Origin of the sequence: Paracrocinitomix mangrovi (assembly GCF_019740355.2) — a bacterium.
Classification (GTDB): Bacteria; Bacteroidota; Bacteroidia; order Flavobacteriales_D; family Crocinitomicaceae; genus Paracrocinitomix; species Paracrocinitomix mangrovi.
The window spans coordinates 1,791,504-1,810,517 of the sequence record NZ_CP091819.1; the positions used below are offsets into that span (position 1 = coordinate 1,791,504).

Below are 19,014 nucleotides of genomic sequence, written 5' to 3' on the forward strand. Positions count from 1 at the left end.
ACTCTGGTCGCGCTCTTCTTGCCCATTACGTGTCCATAATCCGGGCGGCCATCTCCCTATAGCTATCGGGACGGTCGGACAGCCCTTTCTTCGCTGAAGCGGCTACGCGAAGACAATGCAGAGTACGGGGCTTTTAGCCAGCTCACTTCGCGCCAGCATAAATACCTATCTTTGCTAAAATGTTAGCTTCCATTGCAATATGGCTTTAATTGGACAAAAAAAATATGACCTCTATATCAAATACGGAGAGCTTAAAAGTCTAGATGATTCTAGACAAGCACCACCAAAGGAAGCTGACGGAATTTCGCTCGAAGAAATTTCAATTCTTGACGAACTCGAAAGAAATTTATGTACTCTACAGACAGGAATGTATAGCCAGAAACTGGAGTTGGAAATGCAAGAAGTAATTGACAGACTGAAGCCAAAATTAACTGAGGAAGTATTTCAATTACTTAAGATGCGAGCAGCAAATCCATCAATTTATTCGCCACCTGAGCGAAAAGGACTGCTAACCAGAATCCGGGAAATGTTTGGTAGAAAACGCCACCTACCATTATAGTTAAAGCGAACGTCCGACACCTTTGGCCGACACACAATGCTCCCTTTGAGGTGTCAAGTATCCGGGTGTCCATCATCAACTTCGCCAAGGCTACGTTGATTCAAAACGGTCGGACGTTTAGGGTTCGGGGGTTTTGCCAACTCTCCCGATAGCTATCGGGATCGCATTCAATTCAACTACAATTTCATTTTCGTTGAACAAAGTAAATTGCTAGCTTTACCTAAACGTTATAAACCATTACATGGCAAGCCAAATCCAACATACAAGTTCATCTAAACTGGAGGAATCTGCCGGACCAGATTACTCATTTTTGAAGAAGCTAATATTAGGCGGAATAGGCTCCATGAAAATGATCCATATAGAAGGGCTAGAATATATCGACCCGTGCATTGCAAATTCTGAAAGTCCTCAATATTTATCTTTCGAACTAAGACCAAATTCTTTAATCGGTCGGACACATGGCAATTCAGGTAAAACCTTTCTTGTAAAAAAAGACGATCTAAAAGTTGTCCTATTTGAGACATTTAAACTGAAAATTGCCACTCGAAAAGGAATAGTGATTAGACATGAAGCAATAATTGATTTCACTTTTAATTCTGGAAATATAAAACTCTATGTTCCTGGTAATGCTTACAAATCTGTTAAGAACTATTTCAGAAAGGACTGGCTCGGAAAAATAACAGAATTCTCCGTAAGCAGCACAGAACCTGAGATATCCTATGAAGCCAGAATTGTAGAGATAATCGCACGCCTAATTGGTTTGTAGAAAACGGTTCATAACATAATAGCTAATGTCCGATACTAGGCCCACGCACTTCACGTCGCAATTCAACTACAATTTCATTTTCGTTGAACAAAGTAAATTGCTAGCTTTACCCAAACGTTAGCTATAATTGATATATGTTCTTGATTTTTAAAAACCGAGGAATATTAATTCCAGTGTATTTCATAGTTACCGCATTAATCGTAGGCTTTGGATCAAAAGCCGTTTACACTTCCTTGTTCAACCCAAATCCACCAGACGAACTATTTCAATTTGGAATAGGATTATCTTGCTGGATTACTGCTCTGATAACCTTTCTAAATAAAAATGATTATTTCGTAGACAGAAACGGAATAAAGAAAAAAATGGATATTGAACACTCCTTATTCTTCATCAAAATGGACTATTGGGTGTACATTTTCTTGGTAATCGGTACAATTGTGCTTTTGTTAATCCCATTTGGATAAACAAGCTTCTATGCTAGACATAGTAGGAGTAAAAACTATAGCTTAAGTTCATGTCTGACACCCTGACCACACTTTTCCCTCCCAGTACGCGTAGGCATCCAGGGCTGCGATATACAGATAGCTATTAGGATCTCACCCAATTCAACTACAATTTCATTTTCGTTGAACAAAGTAAATTGCTAGCTTTAGCCAAACGTTAGCTTTAATTACCCAGAACTTAATGGAATTTATCTACTTCACTGATCAACAGCTGCTCCCTGACAAATTAAAAAATGGAATTGCAATCGAAGATAATTATCGTGGTAAGGGAGTATTATTTCATCCATTGATACGAATACAAGCAATAGCACCTGCCTCAAATGAATTTCCTGAGTTTATTGACGACCAAAACAGATTGAATAATGAAATTTCAATCGAAGAACTTTGGCAAGAATTAGGCGCATTAGGACTTAGACAACACAATAAAAAGGTAGCTGGAATTGTATTCTCTTTGGACAATGAAAATTGGCCTATAAAAGTACACATTGATCTACGCGACAAAGTAGCTCCTATTCTTTCTGAGAAATTGGAAAATTCGAGCCAAAAGGATGTGAAATATGCTCATAAAATTTCATTGTCAGAAGCAATCAAGAATATTGGTTCAAAAAAGTATGTAATGGAAAGTTCCTTTCATGTCCAATCGGAAAAGGGGTTATTAGGGCTTATTGAAAAATTTGAAGAAGCTGGAGGTGGAGTATGGAGTGCCCAATCAATCGACTGCACAATAAATCAAAAAATAAAACCTCAACAGATATTACGCACTGTTGATTATTAATGCCATAAAGGGGTAAAAAACTAATGCTAACACAGTTGCTTACGTCCTCCCTCGGCCAACTCTCCTAATAGCTATCAGGATCGCACGGAAATCAACTTCAATTTCATTTTCATTGAACAAAGTAAATTGTTAGTTTTAGGCGAATGTTATGGTACATTACAATTTGACCTTTGATGATTAATCTAATTGTGATAAAGACGAATAAGTTAGAAGAATTGAAATCGCAATATGAGGTTTTAGGACTTGATTTTACCTATCACAATCATGGCAATGGACCATTTCATTATTCTACACAATTGAACGGAATAGTATTCGAAATATATCCTCTACCACAGAATTTAAAGGAAGCTGACAATACAACTCGACTTGGATTTGAAGTTGATCAAATTTCTAAACTCATTTCGAAGCTTGAAAAAATTGGTTGGAAAGTAATTTCTTCACCAAAGGAAAGTGCTTGGGGAATTAGAGCTGTCATTCAGGACTTGGACGAACGGAAAGTAGAGCTTATTGAAAAACGTACCTTAACACAGTAGGCATAGCACAAGCCCCACACTCTTTCCACGCGCAAAAGTGCCCATTACTTGCCCAAAGTCCGATCAGCTGCGCAAGGTCGGACAGCCCCTGCTTCGTCAAAGCGGCTACACCAAGACAATAAATAGTACGGGTTTTGGCCACCGCACATCAGACTTTGCTTCGCTGAAGCTACGCGAAAGCGAAGACGGCATTCAACTACAGCAAAGCTTTCGTTGAACACTGTAAATGCCTAACTTTACCCAAACAATAGCAACAATTAAACGAATTTTGAAAGAAAGAATATTTGCCATTATATTGATCTCATTTTTGAGCATTACTGCCTTCTCACAAGAAGATAAAAAAAGAAAAGTGGCAGAAATTGATAGTATAATTCACCTTTTCCTCCCAGCAAATTGGTTAACCGTTAACACTGACTCTTCAATACATGTGTATTTTTCTATGAAGGGGCTGTCTTCTTGGGAATCAAGGGACATACCTGACTCACTTTTAATTATAACGGATAGCTCTTCATACGGTCCCGCGTTTTATTATCAAGTGCGACCTGATTCAATTGTTTCAAAATTTTTTTCAGTGAAAAACTTTATGGGGGCTGATAAGAAAAAATTATATAAACTAAACCTTAAAAATTATCAACCAAATAACATTTTGAAAATTGATATTTACATAGAAAATCAAGATCAAAATAACAATCTTGGATATCAATTTAAAATTGAAACTTCTATGGAACAGTTCAATAGCATCTATTATTTAGATGAGACATTTAAACACCCTCATTACGGTGATAAATTAAGCTCTGAACTGATTGTTGAATATAATTGGCTTTATCTTTCATTACGCTTATTTTTAGGTTTTCTTCCTGAATAGAAAACTGTTGCTAACACAATAGGTTAAGCTAAGTGCCCACTCTTGGCGAGCGCTCTCGATAACTATAGTCAAACGTTGAACCATTATCAGGTTTGACTGTCTAAAACTACAAGTTACCTAAACGGACTTGTTACATCTCTGATAAATAACGAATCATGAAACTAATTCTTTCTGCCTTGCTATTATTTCCTTTAATAGCATTTAATCAAATGAATTCTCAGGACTCATTACTAAACAGTCAAGCTCAATGGCTGGCATTTGATTGTTATGATTCTAAAGGATACAGGATATTCTTGAAATATTCTAATGGACAAGAATCTTATGTCATATATAATTTAGAAGATAAAGATTCCATTGTTAAATACTATTACTCTGGACAAATAGCAACCATAGGCTTGTATTATGGTTGTCAAAGGGACACCTTATGGTCCACAAACTTTACAGAATTGAAACCTGGAAAAGATATACCAAGTCCCATGGCTAGAGACGGAAAAACTGTTAACCCTGATGAATACATTGTAAAAATCGATTCAACGGAGTATGCATATTACACAGGATATCAATTTAGTTACTCACCTATCTATGAAATTACTGTTTTTAATGAAGAAGAAAAAATCATAGAACGGAAGTGGAAAGGTAGATCTGCGTTCATTGATTTTAAGACAGTGCAACGAGATAGTTACATAAAACCAGAGTAAAAAACGGTTCAAAACATAATAACTAAAACCAACGTCCTACCCTTGGACGGCACGCTTTCGTCCATTACGTGTCCACAGTCCGGGTTACCATCTCCCGATAGCTATTGGGATCGCACGCAATTCAACTATAATTTCATTTTCGTTGAACAAAGTAAATTGTTAGTTTTAGGCAAATGATATGCGTCATCACATTTTGACAAATGAAATCAGACTTTAACACCACCATTTTTATTAAAACAGCTTCTGACTGGAACCTTGAAAACAAAATAAAGTTTTGCGAGAAATTCCTGTACCAACTCGCAATAACCAATCGAGCAATTTGGTCTGATGACTCATACTTAAATGAACAAAAAATTGAAATGCTTAAGTGGTCAAATGAATTGAATCACAGAGTTTGGAACATACTACTTGAACTTAAGCGCGGTGAGGACAAAAATTCAATGACAAGACTGATAGAAAACTTAAAATTCTCTGGTCAACAAGCTGCAGATCTACACGGTCATTTAGGTGCGAACCTGAAACTTAGTTTTGAAAAAATGTAGGGGGTAAAAAACCAAGCATAACACAGTAAGTACGGCACACGTCCGACACTTTTTGGTCCACACTCCGGTTTGCTTTCAGGATCTCACCCAATTCTACTACAATTTCATTTTCGTTGAACAAAGTAAATTGTTAGTTTTACTCAAACGTTATGCCTAGTCAGTTATCTAAATTCCGATATATCTTCATTTTTCAGTGGCTGCTAGTTATTCTGGGCATATCGTTATTCGGACTTCTTCTAATCGGTAAAATATCATTCGGATACGGACTTGGTGATCTTACTTTTTTAGTTATCATTTTCGGTGCTATTATTACCCAATTGATATTTATGTTCATGCAAAAACGGAAGAAAAATTTAAAATTGAACCTATTTATTACTGTGCTAATTACTGGGTTTTATTTATTCCTAGTTTATAAGGCTACAGTCGGAAGAGGACCTGAACAAAACTGGGACGGACAGATCTTTGTGCAAAGTTCCTCTCACTAAAAGTAAGTGAAAGACTGAACCTAACACAGTTATCAAGGCTAACTTCCAACCTTTGGTTATAACCCTTTAAAACCCAATTCAACTACAATTTCATTTTCGTTGAACAAAGTAAATTGTTAGTTTTAGGCGAACTTTATGAGCAATTACGAGAATCACTCTTTATGCATTAAGGACATACCAAACAGCTGGAATGTTGCCAAAAATGAATGGAGGAATGTTAGCTTATCGGAAGCAATTGCTCAAGACGAATTTTATACCTATTTCTCAGAAGATTTGATTCAAGTAACAAACTCAAAATACAAACTTGATCTTGGCTGGTACGGTGAAGAAGACGGTCAATATGTTATCTATTTATTTGATGGACATGATTGGAATGAATCCCCATGCCTACTTAAATTTGAAAGCAAAGACCAAGAGGAAGTTAGAGCAAAATTTTCCCAGTTGCTTGCCCAATACTCAGAAGTGTTGTAGAAAACTGCTCATAATATAGTAAGCCAAGCTTACGTCCGACACTTGTCCATCACTCTTCTCTCCCATTACGTGTCCATAGTCCGGCTTACCATCTCCCGATAACTGTCAGAATCGCTCGCAATTCAACTACAATTTCATTTTCGTTGAACAAGGTAAATTGCTAGCTTTGCTCAAACATTATGGGTACATTGGCATAAATTGTGCAGACTTCTTATTATGAATCAATTAGCTTCTTTGGTATTTATTGTTTTCTTGGGTGGTTATAGTGTATTCGGACAACAAAATACTGACTGTATTTTAATGACAGACAGCATTTTTGATATAGAATATACAATTTTACCAGATGTTGTTCCAGAATATCCAGGTGGTATTAAAGAAATGAATTCTTTTCTCCTCTCTAATATTGAATATCCTGAAACTGGAATGTGTGGCATGGGCATGATTTATATCTCATTTTTTGTTTTGAAAGATGGAACAATAACACATATCAAAGTCGAAAAATCTTTTGATGATGCAATTGCGCAAGAAGGAGTAAAGGCAATAAAAAAAATGCCTAAATGGTCACCGGGAAAATGTAATGGTAATGCGGTAAACGTTAAATACACAATTCCAATAAACATTCACTTTCGTTAAGGGTTAAAAACGCACTTTAACATAATAAATTAAGCTAACACATTTAGCACGCAATTCAACTACAATTTCATTTTCATTGAACAAAATATATTGCTAGCTTTAGTCAAACGTTGTGGCAATTACATGATTAAGTGGGTTAGAATAATAATTTGTGTTTTGGTCGGAATTCCTACCATTTACAACTTATCCATGTTCATTTATAATGGACCCTATCATCTTCCTTTAAGGATAATATTACCTGTACTTTGTTTAGTTGCTCTTTTTGTAAAACGAAAGGAATTTAGATATGTCCTGATCGGACTATCATTAATCGGAATTGGCGCATTCATTTATACCGACTTCTTTGCTCCAAAAAGTGCTAGTATTTCAGGGTTTTACTTTACTCATGCCATTCTGTATGATTTAGGAATAGAACAAAAGAGCTTTGTGTGGTATTCTGTTATACTTGTTCCAGTACTAACTTATCCTATGCTTTTAATTGCAGCTGTATCTCATTCTGCAAGGAAGTATTATGGGGAAAAACTGTGCATAACATAATAGGAAAGCTCACGTCCGACACTTTTTTGTCCACACTCCCGTTTGCTATTAGGATCTCACCCAATTCAACTACAATTTCATTTTCGTTGAACAAAGTAAATTGCTAGCTTTAGCCAAACGTTAGGTGTCATTACAATATGAATTTAATTGGAACCAACAATACTTGGAAAATATACTGGTCGGACTACCACAACATATTTGAAGAAAGTATTCCTTCTGACACGTGGGTATGTATGTTTATCGCTAATTCAGAACCTGACTGGAAACAATTCGAGCAATTTATTAATAAAGCTCTCAGTTTCGGAATAGTTGACTTTAAATCGAACGGTAAATATGCAGAACAACTTCATGATTATTTTGATTTTCATCTTGTAGACCTAAACTTAGAAATAGAAGAAAAGGACTGGACTGAAGTAATGACCACTTGGCACACAAACGAAACTGTTGCCGATACATTTTGGCAGACATTGAATATCGCATGTTTGCCAGATCACCATAGTTATCAAGATGTAAAAGTTCTTTGTTCGGATTTGGATGGTTTAAATCGTGAAGATGAATTGGCCAATTATCTGCAAAAGTTTAAAGAAGGCTGGTTACCAAAGTAAATTGCTAGCTTTACTCTAACTTTAGCATTAATTAACACTCCCAGGCCAATTTAATACCTAAATTGTTGTTTTATATTGTCATGAAAACCGCTTGGATTATATGTTTAATCATCTTTCCCTTCCTAAGTATCGGACAGCAAGATTCTACCCTTTCTAAAATTCGAAATCATTTCCTAAATGGAACTTTAGATTCCATGTCTTACCGAATTAATACCTATTCAAATCAATTCAATAACATTGATAGTTCCATCACATTTTATGTTGAACAAGACACAATTATTGATTCATCTGGAATACAATGGATTGGTAACATAATTCTTGATCCTTTTAATCAGTTTAATGATGCAAGAATTGGAAAATGGAAATCGTATTATTCAAATGGTCAGTTAAGATCTGAGGGGTCATTTGATCTTGGTGCATTTAACTTTTGTCAATTCGCAGGTCCATCAATTGTAGGCTACTATTACAAATCAGGATCATGGACTTACTTTTACGATAATGGTCAAGTAAAAGCAAAAGGAACTTACACCAGAATTTTTGAAAAGATCAACTTCAATTGTGGCGAAGACGCCGTTTTCGTAGAATCTTTGAATGAGACATGGCAATATTGGGATGAAAATGGCAATACCATTGAACTGAATGAACAGATTAAATCTGATCTGATTCGATAATAAGACCAGCTATTTGTCGTTCAATAATGATACAATGAAACCCCTACTCTTAGCAATTCTAATCTTATTACTTAGCCAGTTTTCCTTGAGTCAACAAACTGACAAACCTATTGAAAAAAACCATCAATTCGGATTTATTGAAGGTGTCAATTATCCGCAGAAGTTTGGTAGAGCAGGAATTACAATTGGACTTCTCTATGAATACGAACCTCATAATATGTTGGCAGTTGGTATAAATTCGAATCTTTCTTTTGTTGAAAGAAGAATTAATGATAATATCATAGAATCAACAAATCTCGAATTCCCAATTTATGCTGCATTCGAACCTTTTAACGGAAAGGTTAGACCTCAACTAGGAGCAGGATTAGAACCCAATTTTGAACTTCAAGGAATATCCAGAATTAATGGTATTTTTATTCTAGGTCTGGAACTACAACTCCTATATTTCACTATAGCTCCTAGGTTCCGATACTCCTATGGTCGTAACAATGACATGCTGTACTTCTCATTAATTTTTAAGGGGTAAAAAAACTGAGTAAAACAAAGTAAGCAAAGCTCACGTCCGACACTTTTTGGCCACGCTCACGATAGTTATCAGGATCTCACCCAACTCAACTACAAATTCATTTTTGTTGAACAAAGTAAATTGCTAGCTTTAGACAAACGCTATAACCCGTTAACGATATGAAAGAGAATCTCCAGAAGTTTGCGATTTACATTCTGATCGGTTTGTTTGGACTAGGTTTAGTAATGTTACGTGCTGGTCTCAAGAATGACAATGGCCTATTTAGCATGATTGGAATTATTCTGATGGCAATTGTCGGAATAATTGTTCTCATTTATCTTGCCTCTAGTAGCTCAAATGACCGAAAAGCACAGAAAAAATGGAAACAAGAACTTGAAGAATTTAAACGGAATGCCAAGAAAATTCTTGTAGATCTCGAAAATGTTGAAGTCAAATCTAACTCATGGACGGACAATGTAGTTGTTAGCGTATCTAAATATGACGTCTTAGACGAAATAGCTGGTTACCGTAATTCTAATGTTATTCAAGTGGACAGAAACTTAAACACGGTTAAAATTTCTATTCCAGTTGAAGGTGAGACAATAGAATATCTCGTAAATATTGAAAAAGATCCAACAACATTAGCTATGCAATTAGCTGTTCAAAAGGAAACGTACCTGTACGTCAGTCGGCAAAATAAACAAGAAATGTATCTGGACCTAGAATTTCTGAAGTGAAAAACGGCACCTAACACAAGTAAGAAAAGCTAAGCGTCCAGCCCCTTATACCAAGAAGATGAGCAATAATGAAATCATAACTAATGAATTAGGAACGTTTACTTGGAATGAATTTGATTCTACTTACGAAGGAATGATAGAGTCAGAAACTTTAGGTTATTTTCATCTATCATTCACTACAACTACCGGAAACATTTCTAAAAATCAAATTGACTCGTTCCTCAATATTAAAAGCAATTGGGAAAAAATTAAACAAGAAATTAGCGGAAGTTTAGGAAATGGATTGACCATGCAAAAATGCAAGTTAGGAGCAATAATAATCCCTGATGAAAACAATTCTGAACAACCAATTGAAATAGCTTTTAATTGCAAAAAGAACCTATTCTCTAGGAGACATATAGTTTGTGCTATTTACAAAAATTGGAAACTAGAAGAAATCTTCTACTTATGAGGTTTGCATGGTAAAAAACTACACGCAACACAATAGTTAAAGCGCATGACCCAACCTTTTTTACCTTCACTCCTAATAGCCATAAGGATCGCACGCAATTCAACTACAATTTCATTTTCATTGAACAAAGTAAATTGCTAGCTTTAGGCAAACGTTGTGATTCATTGGGCCATGAAGACATTTATTAATATAGTTCTGACAATTACGCTTTTCTCCCTTTGCTCATGTAGTTCAAAAGAACAGAAAGTAGACAAATTAAAGGAATCGAATAAAATTGAAATTCATGAAACTTCCTTTGGTGGAATTGCTGGTGGCTCAGAATCGGATTACCTAATTATTCGAAATGATGAAGAACGATATATTCTTTGCTATGTGGGAGAAGAGTATGAAACTAAAATTCCGTTTACTTCGGAAAAAGATTCAATTTTTAACGAGTTTTTAAACTATAGTCTTGATTCAGATAATCCCGACCGAGAGCATGTATCAGGCTGTTTTGGTCCTAAAGATCGCATTTATAATTTCACAAGTGGATGGATTACTTTAACACTTAGTCCAGACTATGGCGCCCATGATTTGTTTGACAAATTGAAAAAGGAATAGAAACCGAAACACAACACAATAATTAAAACGAATGACCTAATCTTATTTACTTACACTCCTAATAGCCATAAGGATCCCACCCAATGCAACTACAATTTTATTTTCTTTGAATAAAGTAAATTGCTAGCTTTAGCCAAACGTTATGCACTATGCCTAACTGGACTGACGGTGAAGACATATTAATCGGAGAAGATGAGTATATCTCATGGATCAACTGGGATCTTGACAAAGTGCAAGTGCATGATATCGACTATCTAATTGACCCAAAAAATAAGTTTTGGAATTCTCTTGAAACCTTATGTGTAGCAGAATGTTGTGGACTTGATGCTTTTGATTGGACAACGGAAAATGTTACCAAAGCATACTTGGAGTGCGACCGAGAGGAGTTAACAAAAACCCTCGAGGATGCAATTAATGTAATTGAGAACAGGACAGAAAATGTTGTGAGCTCTACTCGATTGAATCAGCTATTCGACAGGCATGTTTTCATTAACCTACTGAAGCACTTAAAAAAACAGTGCATAACACTATAAATAAAGTTCATGTCCTCTCTTTCAAGTTTTAACTGCAACCCCGCATAACATTCATGGTTACTTTATAAATTACTGCACATAAAGTAACAAATCTAGATTATGAAATACGCTTACACCCTAATACTCACAGCTCTTTTTGTTTGTTTATCTCCTAACAAGCTATTCTGTCAGTCAACACCAAATTTGGATGGAAAAGATTATTTAGTAGAGGTAGAAAGAGTAAAAGGCAAAAAAATGGGGAGTAATTGGCCAGATGATACATTAAAATTTGATTCGGGTAATTTGTACTCAATTTATATGATGGAAAGAGAAGGTTTTGGCAGCTCAAGCTATTCTCCAAAACTTTATAAGACTGACTCAATACAAATTATTCTCTTCAAATACAAAGAGTACAACAAATATGGATCCTTGCTCCAAATCAAAGGTAAGGCACAGGGTAATAATATAGAAGGCACTATCAGCTGGACCAGTCTAGCTGGAACGCGTGAATATACATTTAGTGGTGTGAAAATTTGATCGATTTTAGATAGGTAGAAACGGATTATCAAAATTTACTATTCAAAAGCTTCGGACAATTTCCTAACTTTAGTAAAACATTAGAATCAACTGTGAATCGACTTATGTAACTAAAACGAACACAAACTTGTTTAACTAACATGAGACTCATTTTTTCAATTCTATTTTTTTCTTCAATTCTTTCATTTGGACAAAATGAAGTCCCAAAAGCCCATTCAGTTATAGAAATTGACAGCAGCTTAATAGGGAAAAAAGTAAAATATGCAATTGACATTCTAGAATTAGATTTTAATTGGAAGCCTATTTTTGAACCTCCTGGAATTTGCAGAGGTATTATTACAGAGAATATCGATAGCTGTGAAATTCAAATTTATTTTGAACGTGGTACCGTACATTTGAAAAAAAACCTGAAAACTCTCAAGATTATAATTCTTATGTATTGAAGCAGATTGGTTCCCAAAAAATAATCGGAATCACATGGAGAGTAAGAAATAACTGTGGAAAGGTTGGAGAAGTTATATTCTATTATGCATATGACCAATACGGACCGTGCAAATAGAAATCAATATGGACAATTTCCTAACTTTAGACAAATGATTTAACCTACATAAAACTTCATGAAAAATATAATCCTCATAGTCTCAACGTTTGTTCATCTCATAGGATACTGCCAAATTGATACAACTAAAGCTGTTTACAAGGAATTATATGATCTTTCATTAACGGAGTATGAAGCCATTGAATCTGAGATAGGTTATCACATTCAAACAGATAATGTCAAAATGCATTATATCAGCCTTGGTGATTCTACAGATATGCCGTTAATATGGATTCCCGGAACAGGGAGTTCTTCTTGGGAAATTCTAAATTTCAAAGACTCTTTAATGAGTATGGGATTACAAATAATCAGTATAGATTATTACGGACATGGACAAACTCCTATGCCTAAAGAAGAAAAATCTATTTATCACATTGCTGATGATATAAAGTTCCTAATGGATAGCCTACAAATCAAAAAGGCAATTATTGGCGGTTGGTCTCGTGGTGGATATATCGCATCTGCATTTTATGACACTTACCCCGAATCAGTTCTTGGATTAATGCTTGTGGATGGTGGTTCTGCTAATGCGCTAAATCCGAGATATAAAATGAATAGAGACACTTTACGTGAAAAATATAAAGAAGCGCAAATTCCAAAAGATTTACTAGTAACCTACAATACAAAATTTGAAGCTTTTTGTGCTTTGGCAGATACATCAAATAAAGTCAGTCAGGCCTGGATACTTGATGGTCTTAAAATTGGCCTTAATGGTAAATGGGGATATACCTCAGATGTTTGGCAGGCGGTTGCAAATGAATCTGTTGAATCAATGCTGAATGCTGTAGAATCACCAACATTAGCACCTCTTTTATCCTCATCAACTTATCTTATGCAACCACTAATAGTGTACCGAAACCTATCGGTTCCAATGATTATAATTGACCCGGTATCTGAAGGTGAAACTTGGCAAAACTACACGCCTGATAATTCCAAATTAAAAGCAATGCACCCTGAACTAATAGAACACCGCATTTATGAAAACACACAACATCATGCTCACTTTCAAAGACCACAACAATTCATAAATGACATGAAATTATTGATTGAAAAAATTAATAATTGACATCATTGTTTCTCCAATGAAATAACAAACATGTTATCAATTGTGTTAGATACAGTAAATTGCTAGCCTTAAGCAAATGATATCATCAATGTCGAAAAGAGTCATAGTTTTTTTAGTTCTAAATCTCATTTCATTTTACTCACTCTGCGAGTCTAACAATCCTTATAACTCATTTTCGCAAACCGATTCACTGGTATTTGTTAACACGTTAAAAAATAGATCTTTTGTATTGTTTAAGGGGGATAAAGTAAAAGTAAAGGGTCCCGAAAATTCAATTAAAGGTAGTTATGAAAGTAGCACAGACTCCTCATTTTATATTAAGGATAAAGCTAGCGAGCTACATGAATTTATGTCCAATGATATATCTTCCATTACATTATTCAATATGAAGAAAAAAGGAAGAAAGATCTATACCTTTCTGGCAGTATTTGGACTTACAGGAGCAATAGTTTGCACTGGAACTCTGACGGAATACTCAAATTCTAGAGCTTGGTCAATAGCCGGAATAATATTTTTCACTGGAATGAACCAAACTGGGTTTTGGCTGAAAAGGAGAACAATAATCCATCAGAACAAAGGATGGAATTTAAATGGTAAAAAATTTTAATCAAACCATTCTACAACACTTTAACGCAAATGAAAACAAATTTTCTCCTCAAGTTTATTTAAGGTTGAACATAAATATACCCTTCCATTTGTAAATCTACAATGGCAGATATCCCTGCAGTTACAAAACCAATTCCCGGAATCATTTGGTTTAAACTTACTTTTTTGGAATGCGCTGTGTTTTGACAAAAGTAGATCTTTACTCCGGGCTCAGCCACCAGCTTTTCAACTTGTGATTGAAAAGGATTATCTGTAGCATGTTTTTCAACACCATTTTCCGGTTCATTATTTAAAACAAGCGGCCAGCCACCACCGTGTATTATCACTACAAACTCATAATTTTTAGCTTTAATTCCGTGCGTGATTTTTAAATCATTGATATGATTAAAAATATTGCCAATTCCGTAAGGTTTAGCGCAAGTTGAATCTGAACACAATTTATTGAGCTGATACACAACTTTTATTTTTTTTGTGTTTTTCAAAAAGCGTGTAGCCTTCATGGTTCCGTCTCCGAACTTCTCATCCAAACTTTGAGCACTTCCGTTTTTATCTTTCCATTTAGAAGTCACAAAATTTTCTGCGTTGTGAGATTTGTTTACTGCTTTTGTTGAATCTTGTGCTTGTGAAATTGTATTGGTGAGTATAAAAACAGTTGTAAATAATATTAAAGTCAATCTATTAATCATCATTTCTTAAGTGAAGTAATTTTATTAGACGCGATAATAACTTATTCCATACTTTAATACTGTGATGTTTATTACATGGCTATACCATAAATATCCTGAACACCTTATATTAGTAGATTTAGATAAACTTTTATAATAATGATCATAGAATTCGGAGATGAAGTGAAATTTGTGGACAACCAAACAACACAAAATGCAGGAGTAGCTTCCAAAACCGGAGTTTGTTTGGGTTTTACAACTCCATCTGTTTCCAATATCGAATTTATTGGTGACACAACATCTGACTATGCTATTTCAGTAGAATTAGATGAAACAAAAGAAACCATTTGGACTACTCAAGACTTGGTTGAATTTGTAAGTCATGGAGAAGGTCAGGTGATAGAAATTGGCAATATAAAAGCTACCAGAATGGCTGATGGATCATGGAAAGAGGAAAAGATAATGGCTGATGGATCACAGAAAAAGGAAAAGATAAATCCCGAGAAGGAAAAAACCACATGGTTTAAAAAGTTATTTGGTAAAAAATAAATCGACTATTTTAAAAATCTCAGCTTAAATGATGAAATCAAGACAATTAAATAATTTACTTATTGGATGTATAGCATTATTTACGCTAACCGCATCTTGTAAAAAAGATGATGGTCCTAAAAGTAAAGCTGAAGGAATTGTCCAAAACGGAAGCTGGCACATAAGCAAATACACTGATACCGGAATTGATTCTACCAGTCAATTTACGGGCTACAGTTTTACATTTAATGAATCTGGAAGTGTAAATGCCAACAAGGGAACGGATAATTACAATGGCAATTGGCATATTTTAGACAGTAGTAACGTTACTGCAGAAAATTTATACCTGATAATTGATTTTAATCTTACCAATGAATTGGCAGACTTAAATGAAGATTGGTTTTTTCTATTATTATCAGATTCAAAACTTGAGTTGAACGACCTCAACGGCAACAATCTTGGAAATCAATACCTCACTTTTGAGCAGAATTAAGACGGTTTCATTAAAAGCATTTTTATAGTTTTACTCCACTATATTTGGAACCAATGAGCGAAAAGTCAAAAGTTAACTGGAAATCGATAATTGCGCAAGGACTAGTGCTATCCATTAGTATTTACGTTCCATTTTTTCTTCAAAACTGGTATGCCAACAAACAATCCAATGAGTTAAATGAACAGTACAAAGGGTACCTTGTTGAAGATTTACAATCTGACTTGGCAGTTATTGATTCTATGCTAGTTTCAAATCAAACTTATTTAGACTCAGCAATGTCAATTTTTGTGGTGCCGGTTAATGATAATGATGGTTTACTTAAAAGAGCTGAAAAAGCTTTGATGTTAGGAATGACGGATGAATTTTATCCGGTCACTGACATTGAAACATATATTGACCAATTTAGAGAACACGGCGGAAAACGTGATCTCAAGCTAGTTAGAGAATTAGGAACACTTAAAATCTCCTTCCAAAAAATATTCATGATCGACAAAAGAAGAGAAGAATATCGCAAAGAATATTATACGCCTATGTATCTATCCAAATATTCAATAAAAGGAGGTTTTCCTGAGGTCACCGATCCGGAATATTTTGGATCAGATCATTTCATAAATACGGTTTCATTACTATATAGACTTTCAATTCAAACAAACAGCATTTATGAAAGAGCACAGGAACAATGTCAAACCGTGCTAAACACTTTGGAAGATTAGTTTATTTAACTAGCTTTAAGTGAATTATTCTTTTAACCCAAAATGAAAATTTATCACATTCTGATTTTTCTGATGCTGTTTGCATGCAGCGAAAATTCAAGCCAGCAAGAAGAAGTAAAAGAAAATCATACTCATGAGACTCCTTTTGAAGAGTTTATTTCAAAAATTCCCGCTTATGATTTTCCTGTTAAAATGACTTGCAACTTTGATCGCCTTGTAGAAGATAAAGCATTTACAGATTATCTTAATTTCTATCCTGAACAAGGAAGATTAATCGCCAAACTTAACTCATCATCTGAATACGCATTGGTTATTTTTGATTTTGCTTGCGATTATTCTTGTCCTATTCTATACTCTTATGATAAAAAGGGGGACAGAATTGACTCTTTAAATTTGACTCCCGGACAATGTGCCGAGGACCCTTTTTTGAGCAGCAGAAATTGGTTTATTATAAATGAAGATATTAATATTGAATTGGTTGACACCTCTGATTATTTTTCAAAAGGAGACAATAAATTGATGGATTCAACGACTATTGAAATGAAATCATACAAACTGAATTCAGATGGTCATTTTGAAACTGTTACCCATACAATTGAGACTTTTCTTAATGATTCAACAAAGCAAGGTTTAGTGATTGATTAATTTGTTAATACTGATGCCGATTTTTGAAGTGATAGGAGAAATAATTGTAGAAATACTATTTGAAAATATACTCTATTTTCTGCTGTCCGTTCCAGGTGCTTTTTTCAGATTTATCATCTCGCGATTTTGGATGTCCAAGAGAAGTTTAAAAGATTTTATAAAAGATGATCCTATGATGAATGGCATTGTTGGATTAATTGTTTTCATCTTAATCGGCTTAATTATCGTTTAACAGTTAATTAAATTCTCCCAATCAAACCTCATTACTCACTTTTCTGAATTGTTGATAAAAAGAATTTATTTCACCCAAAACCATGGGCAATAATTTTTACATTTATCCCTTCAAAATTGATTGATTATGCATATTGCTGTAGCTGGAAATATTGGATCGGGTAAAACAACCTTAACTAAGTTATTAGCGAAACATTACGGATGGGACACCCATTTTGAAGATGTTGAGCAAAACCCTTATCTGAATGATTTCTATGAAGACATGCAACGTTGGTCTTTCAATTTACAGGTGTACTATCTCAACAGCAGATTTACCCAAATTCAAGAAATTAAAGACAGTGAAAACAATGTAATTCAAGATCGTACCATCTATGAAGATGCTTACATCTTTGCTCCCAACTTACATTCAATGGGATTGATGACTACAAGAGATTTTGAAAATTACTTCTCATTGTTCAACCTTTTAGAGCACTTTATTTCTGCTCCGGATGTTTTGATCTACTTAAAAGCTTCTGTTCCTACTTTGGTCAATCAAATCCAAAAAAGAGGACGTGAATATGAAGAGTCTATCCGTTTAGATTACTTAAAAAGACTAAACGAAAGATATGAAGCGTGGATCTCTACTTACGACAAAGGAAAATTGATTGTAATTGATGTAGACAACAACAATTTCCATGAAAATGACGAAGATCTTGGAAAAATCATCAACTCAATTGATGCCGAGATCAACGGATTATTCTAATTCATAAATCCATTTCAGCCTAAATTCTTCTGTTAGTTGTTTTTTGAAAACAGCTATAAACCCTATCTTCGCACCCATGGAGATCAAAACAGCCAAATTTGTAATCAGTAATACTGATGTCAGTAAATGTCCCAACCCTACTATGCCTGAATATGCTTTTATTGGCAGAAGTAATGTGGGTAAATCTTCATTGATCAATTCAATGACCAATATTAAAGGTTTGGCTAAAATTTCTGGAAGACCTGGAAAAACACAATTGATCAACCACTTTTTAATTAACGACAATTGGTATTTGGTGGATTTACCCGGATACGGTTACGCCAAGATTTCAAAATCTCAAAGAGAAAAATGGCAGAAGTTTATTGAAAAGTACATCCTCACTCGCCAAAATTTAATGAATGTCTTCGTTTTACTGGATTCAAGACATAAACCACAGCAAATAGACATGGAATTTATGCAGTGGTTAGGAGAACATGGCATTCCGTTTAGCATGGTATTTACAAAAGTAGACAAGCTAAACACAAGTGAAAAAAGCAAATTTTTACCCGCTTACAAAAAAGAGATGCTTCAAATTTGGGAAGAAATGCCTCCACATTTTGTTACTTCATCTGTAAGTAATGAAGGAACTGAGGAATTACTTAATTACATTGATGAAGTGAATCCTTATTTTGAATACCAGGGTTAAACCTCTAATTTCTCTCAAAAATCTTCTTTTTCATTTCCCTTTTGTTGAGTCAATTTT

28 protein-coding genes are annotated in these 19,014 nt (G+C 34.7%); 27 read left to right on the plus strand and 1 reads right to left on the minus strand.

The window, feature by feature from the left end:
- Positions 1–199 precede the first annotated feature (199 nt).
- The 21 genes from K6119_RS08080 (at position 200) to K6119_RS08180 (ending at position 14,256) form a co-directional block, all read left to right on the plus strand.
- On the plus strand, positions 200–559 hold the full coding sequence (locus tag K6119_RS08080; RefSeq protein WP_221837922.1) for a hypothetical protein: 360 nt from the start codon (positions 200–202) through the stop codon (positions 557–559).
- Between the two features lie 241 nt (positions 560–800).
- A complete protein-coding gene (locus K6119_RS08085; protein WP_221837925.1) occupies positions 801–1,325 on the plus strand; it encodes a hypothetical protein in 525 nt (174 codons plus the stop codon).
- Positions 1,326–1,459: 134 nt separating this feature from the next.
- Positions 1,460–1,789, plus strand: coding sequence for a hypothetical protein (locus K6119_RS08090; RefSeq protein ID WP_221837928.1), 330 nt, complete (start codon positions 1,460–1,462; stop codon positions 1,787–1,789).
- Between the two features lie 220 nt (positions 1,790–2,009).
- Positions 2,010–2,603, plus strand: a complete 594-nt coding sequence (locus K6119_RS08095) for a hypothetical protein (protein ID WP_221837931.1) — start codon at positions 2,010–2,012, stop codon at positions 2,601–2,603.
- Positions 2,604–2,776: 173 nt separating this feature from the next.
- Entirely contained in the window at positions 2,777–3,136 is a 360-nt protein-coding gene (locus tag K6119_RS08100; RefSeq protein ID WP_221837934.1) for a VOC family protein, read from the plus strand.
- A gap of 268 nt (positions 3,137–3,404) precedes the next feature.
- Complete coding sequence (locus K6119_RS08105; RefSeq protein WP_221837936.1) at positions 3,405–4,001, plus strand: hypothetical protein; 597 nt, start codon at positions 3,405–3,407, stop codon at positions 3,999–4,001.
- A gap of 155 nt (positions 4,002–4,156) precedes the next feature.
- Positions 4,157–4,699 (plus strand): hypothetical protein, encoded by a 543-nt coding sequence (locus K6119_RS08110; RefSeq protein ID WP_221837945.1) that lies wholly within the window; start codon positions 4,157–4,159, stop codon positions 4,697–4,699.
- 200 nt (positions 4,700–4,899) lie between these two features.
- Positions 4,900–5,241 carry a hypothetical protein gene (locus K6119_RS08115; RefSeq protein WP_221837948.1) on the plus strand — a complete coding sequence of 114 codons (342 nt, stop codon included), beginning with the start codon at positions 4,900–4,902 and terminating at the stop codon, positions 5,239–5,241.
- A 620-nt stretch (positions 5,242–5,861) separates the two neighbouring features.
- Entirely contained in the window at positions 5,862–6,197 is a 336-nt protein-coding gene (locus K6119_RS08120) for a hypothetical protein (protein WP_221837953.1), read from the plus strand.
- A gap of 216 nt (positions 6,198–6,413) precedes the next feature.
- Entirely contained in the window at positions 6,414–6,830 is a 417-nt protein-coding gene (locus K6119_RS08125) for an energy transducer TonB (protein WP_221837956.1), read from the plus strand.
- 123 nt (positions 6,831–6,953) lie between these two features.
- Positions 6,954–7,367 carry a hypothetical protein gene (locus tag K6119_RS08130; RefSeq protein WP_221837959.1) on the plus strand — a complete coding sequence of 138 codons (414 nt, stop codon included), beginning with the start codon at positions 6,954–6,956 and terminating at the stop codon, positions 7,365–7,367.
- Positions 7,368–7,504: 137 nt separating this feature from the next.
- The gene (locus K6119_RS08135) at positions 7,505–7,972 is read left to right on the plus strand and encodes a hypothetical protein (RefSeq protein ID WP_221837962.1); all 468 of its coding nucleotides are present in this window, start codon (positions 7,505–7,507) and stop codon (positions 7,970–7,972) included.
- Between the two features lie 80 nt (positions 7,973–8,052).
- Positions 8,053–8,643 (plus strand): toxin-antitoxin system YwqK family antitoxin, encoded by a 591-nt coding sequence (locus K6119_RS08140; RefSeq protein ID WP_237828139.1) that lies wholly within the window; start codon positions 8,053–8,055, stop codon positions 8,641–8,643.
- Positions 8,644–8,677: 34 nt separating this feature from the next.
- Entirely contained in the window at positions 8,678–9,169 is a 492-nt protein-coding gene (locus K6119_RS08145; RefSeq protein WP_221837968.1) for a hypothetical protein, read from the plus strand.
- A gap of 158 nt (positions 9,170–9,327) precedes the next feature.
- Positions 9,328–9,885 carry a hypothetical protein gene (locus tag K6119_RS08150; protein ID WP_221837972.1) on the plus strand — a complete coding sequence of 186 codons (558 nt, stop codon included), beginning with the start codon at positions 9,328–9,330 and terminating at the stop codon, positions 9,883–9,885.
- A 58-nt stretch (positions 9,886–9,943) separates the two neighbouring features.
- On the plus strand, positions 9,944–10,336 hold the full coding sequence (locus K6119_RS08155; protein WP_221837982.1) for a hypothetical protein: 393 nt from the start codon (positions 9,944–9,946) through the stop codon (positions 10,334–10,336).
- Between the two features lie 171 nt (positions 10,337–10,507).
- Positions 10,508–10,936 carry a hypothetical protein gene (locus tag K6119_RS08160; RefSeq protein ID WP_221837987.1) on the plus strand — a complete coding sequence of 143 codons (429 nt, stop codon included), beginning with the start codon at positions 10,508–10,510 and terminating at the stop codon, positions 10,934–10,936.
- 149 nt (positions 10,937–11,085) lie between these two features.
- On the plus strand, positions 11,086–11,469 hold the full coding sequence (locus K6119_RS08165) for a DUF6331 family protein (protein ID WP_221837990.1): 384 nt from the start codon (positions 11,086–11,088) through the stop codon (positions 11,467–11,469).
- Positions 11,470–11,568: 99 nt separating this feature from the next.
- Entirely contained in the window at positions 11,569–11,985 is a 417-nt protein-coding gene (locus tag K6119_RS08170) for a hypothetical protein (protein WP_221837993.1), read from the plus strand.
- 617 nt (positions 11,986–12,602) lie between these two features.
- Positions 12,603–13,649, plus strand: coding sequence for an alpha/beta fold hydrolase (locus K6119_RS08175; RefSeq protein WP_221838000.1), 1,047 nt, complete (start codon positions 12,603–12,605; stop codon positions 13,647–13,649).
- A gap of 88 nt (positions 13,650–13,737) precedes the next feature.
- Positions 13,738–14,256: a hypothetical protein gene (locus tag K6119_RS08180; RefSeq protein ID WP_221838003.1), complete on the plus strand. Its 519-nt coding sequence runs from the start codon at positions 13,738–13,740 to the stop codon at positions 14,254–14,256.
- A 58-nt stretch (positions 14,257–14,314) separates the two neighbouring features.
- Here the strand turns inward: K6119_RS08180 and K6119_RS08185 are convergent, their stop codons facing one another.
- Positions 14,315–14,944, minus strand: a complete 630-nt coding sequence (locus tag K6119_RS08185; RefSeq protein ID WP_221838006.1) for a DsrE family protein — start codon at positions 14,942–14,944, stop codon at positions 14,315–14,317.
- A gap of 135 nt (positions 14,945–15,079) precedes the next feature.
- Between K6119_RS08185 and K6119_RS08190 the strand changes: the two genes are divergently transcribed.
- The 6 genes from K6119_RS08190 to yihA all read left to right on the plus strand — a co-directional run bounded on the left by K6119_RS08190 (position 15,080) and on the right by yihA (position 18,957).
- On the plus strand, positions 15,080–15,469 hold the full coding sequence (locus tag K6119_RS08190) for a hypothetical protein (RefSeq protein WP_221838009.1): 390 nt from the start codon (positions 15,080–15,082) through the stop codon (positions 15,467–15,469).
- A 28-nt stretch (positions 15,470–15,497) separates the two neighbouring features.
- Positions 15,498–15,941 carry a hypothetical protein gene (locus tag K6119_RS08195; protein WP_221838012.1) on the plus strand — a complete coding sequence of 148 codons (444 nt, stop codon included), beginning with the start codon at positions 15,498–15,500 and terminating at the stop codon, positions 15,939–15,941.
- Between the two features lie 53 nt (positions 15,942–15,994).
- Positions 15,995–16,654: a hypothetical protein gene (locus tag K6119_RS08200; protein WP_221838022.1), complete on the plus strand. Its 660-nt coding sequence runs from the start codon at positions 15,995–15,997 to the stop codon at positions 16,652–16,654.
- 42 nt (positions 16,655–16,696) lie between these two features.
- Positions 16,697–17,299, plus strand: a complete 603-nt coding sequence (locus K6119_RS08205; protein WP_221838026.1) for a hypothetical protein — start codon at positions 16,697–16,699, stop codon at positions 17,297–17,299.
- Positions 17,300–17,657: 358 nt separating this feature from the next.
- A complete protein-coding gene (locus K6119_RS08210; protein ID WP_221838029.1) occupies positions 17,658–18,272 on the plus strand; it encodes a deoxynucleoside kinase in 615 nt (204 codons plus the stop codon).
- A gap of 76 nt (positions 18,273–18,348) precedes the next feature.
- Positions 18,349–18,957: a ribosome biogenesis GTP-binding protein YihA/YsxC gene (yihA, locus tag K6119_RS08215; RefSeq protein WP_221838032.1), complete on the plus strand. Its 609-nt coding sequence runs from the start codon at positions 18,349–18,351 to the stop codon at positions 18,955–18,957.
- Positions 18,958–19,014: the final 57 nt, after the last annotated feature.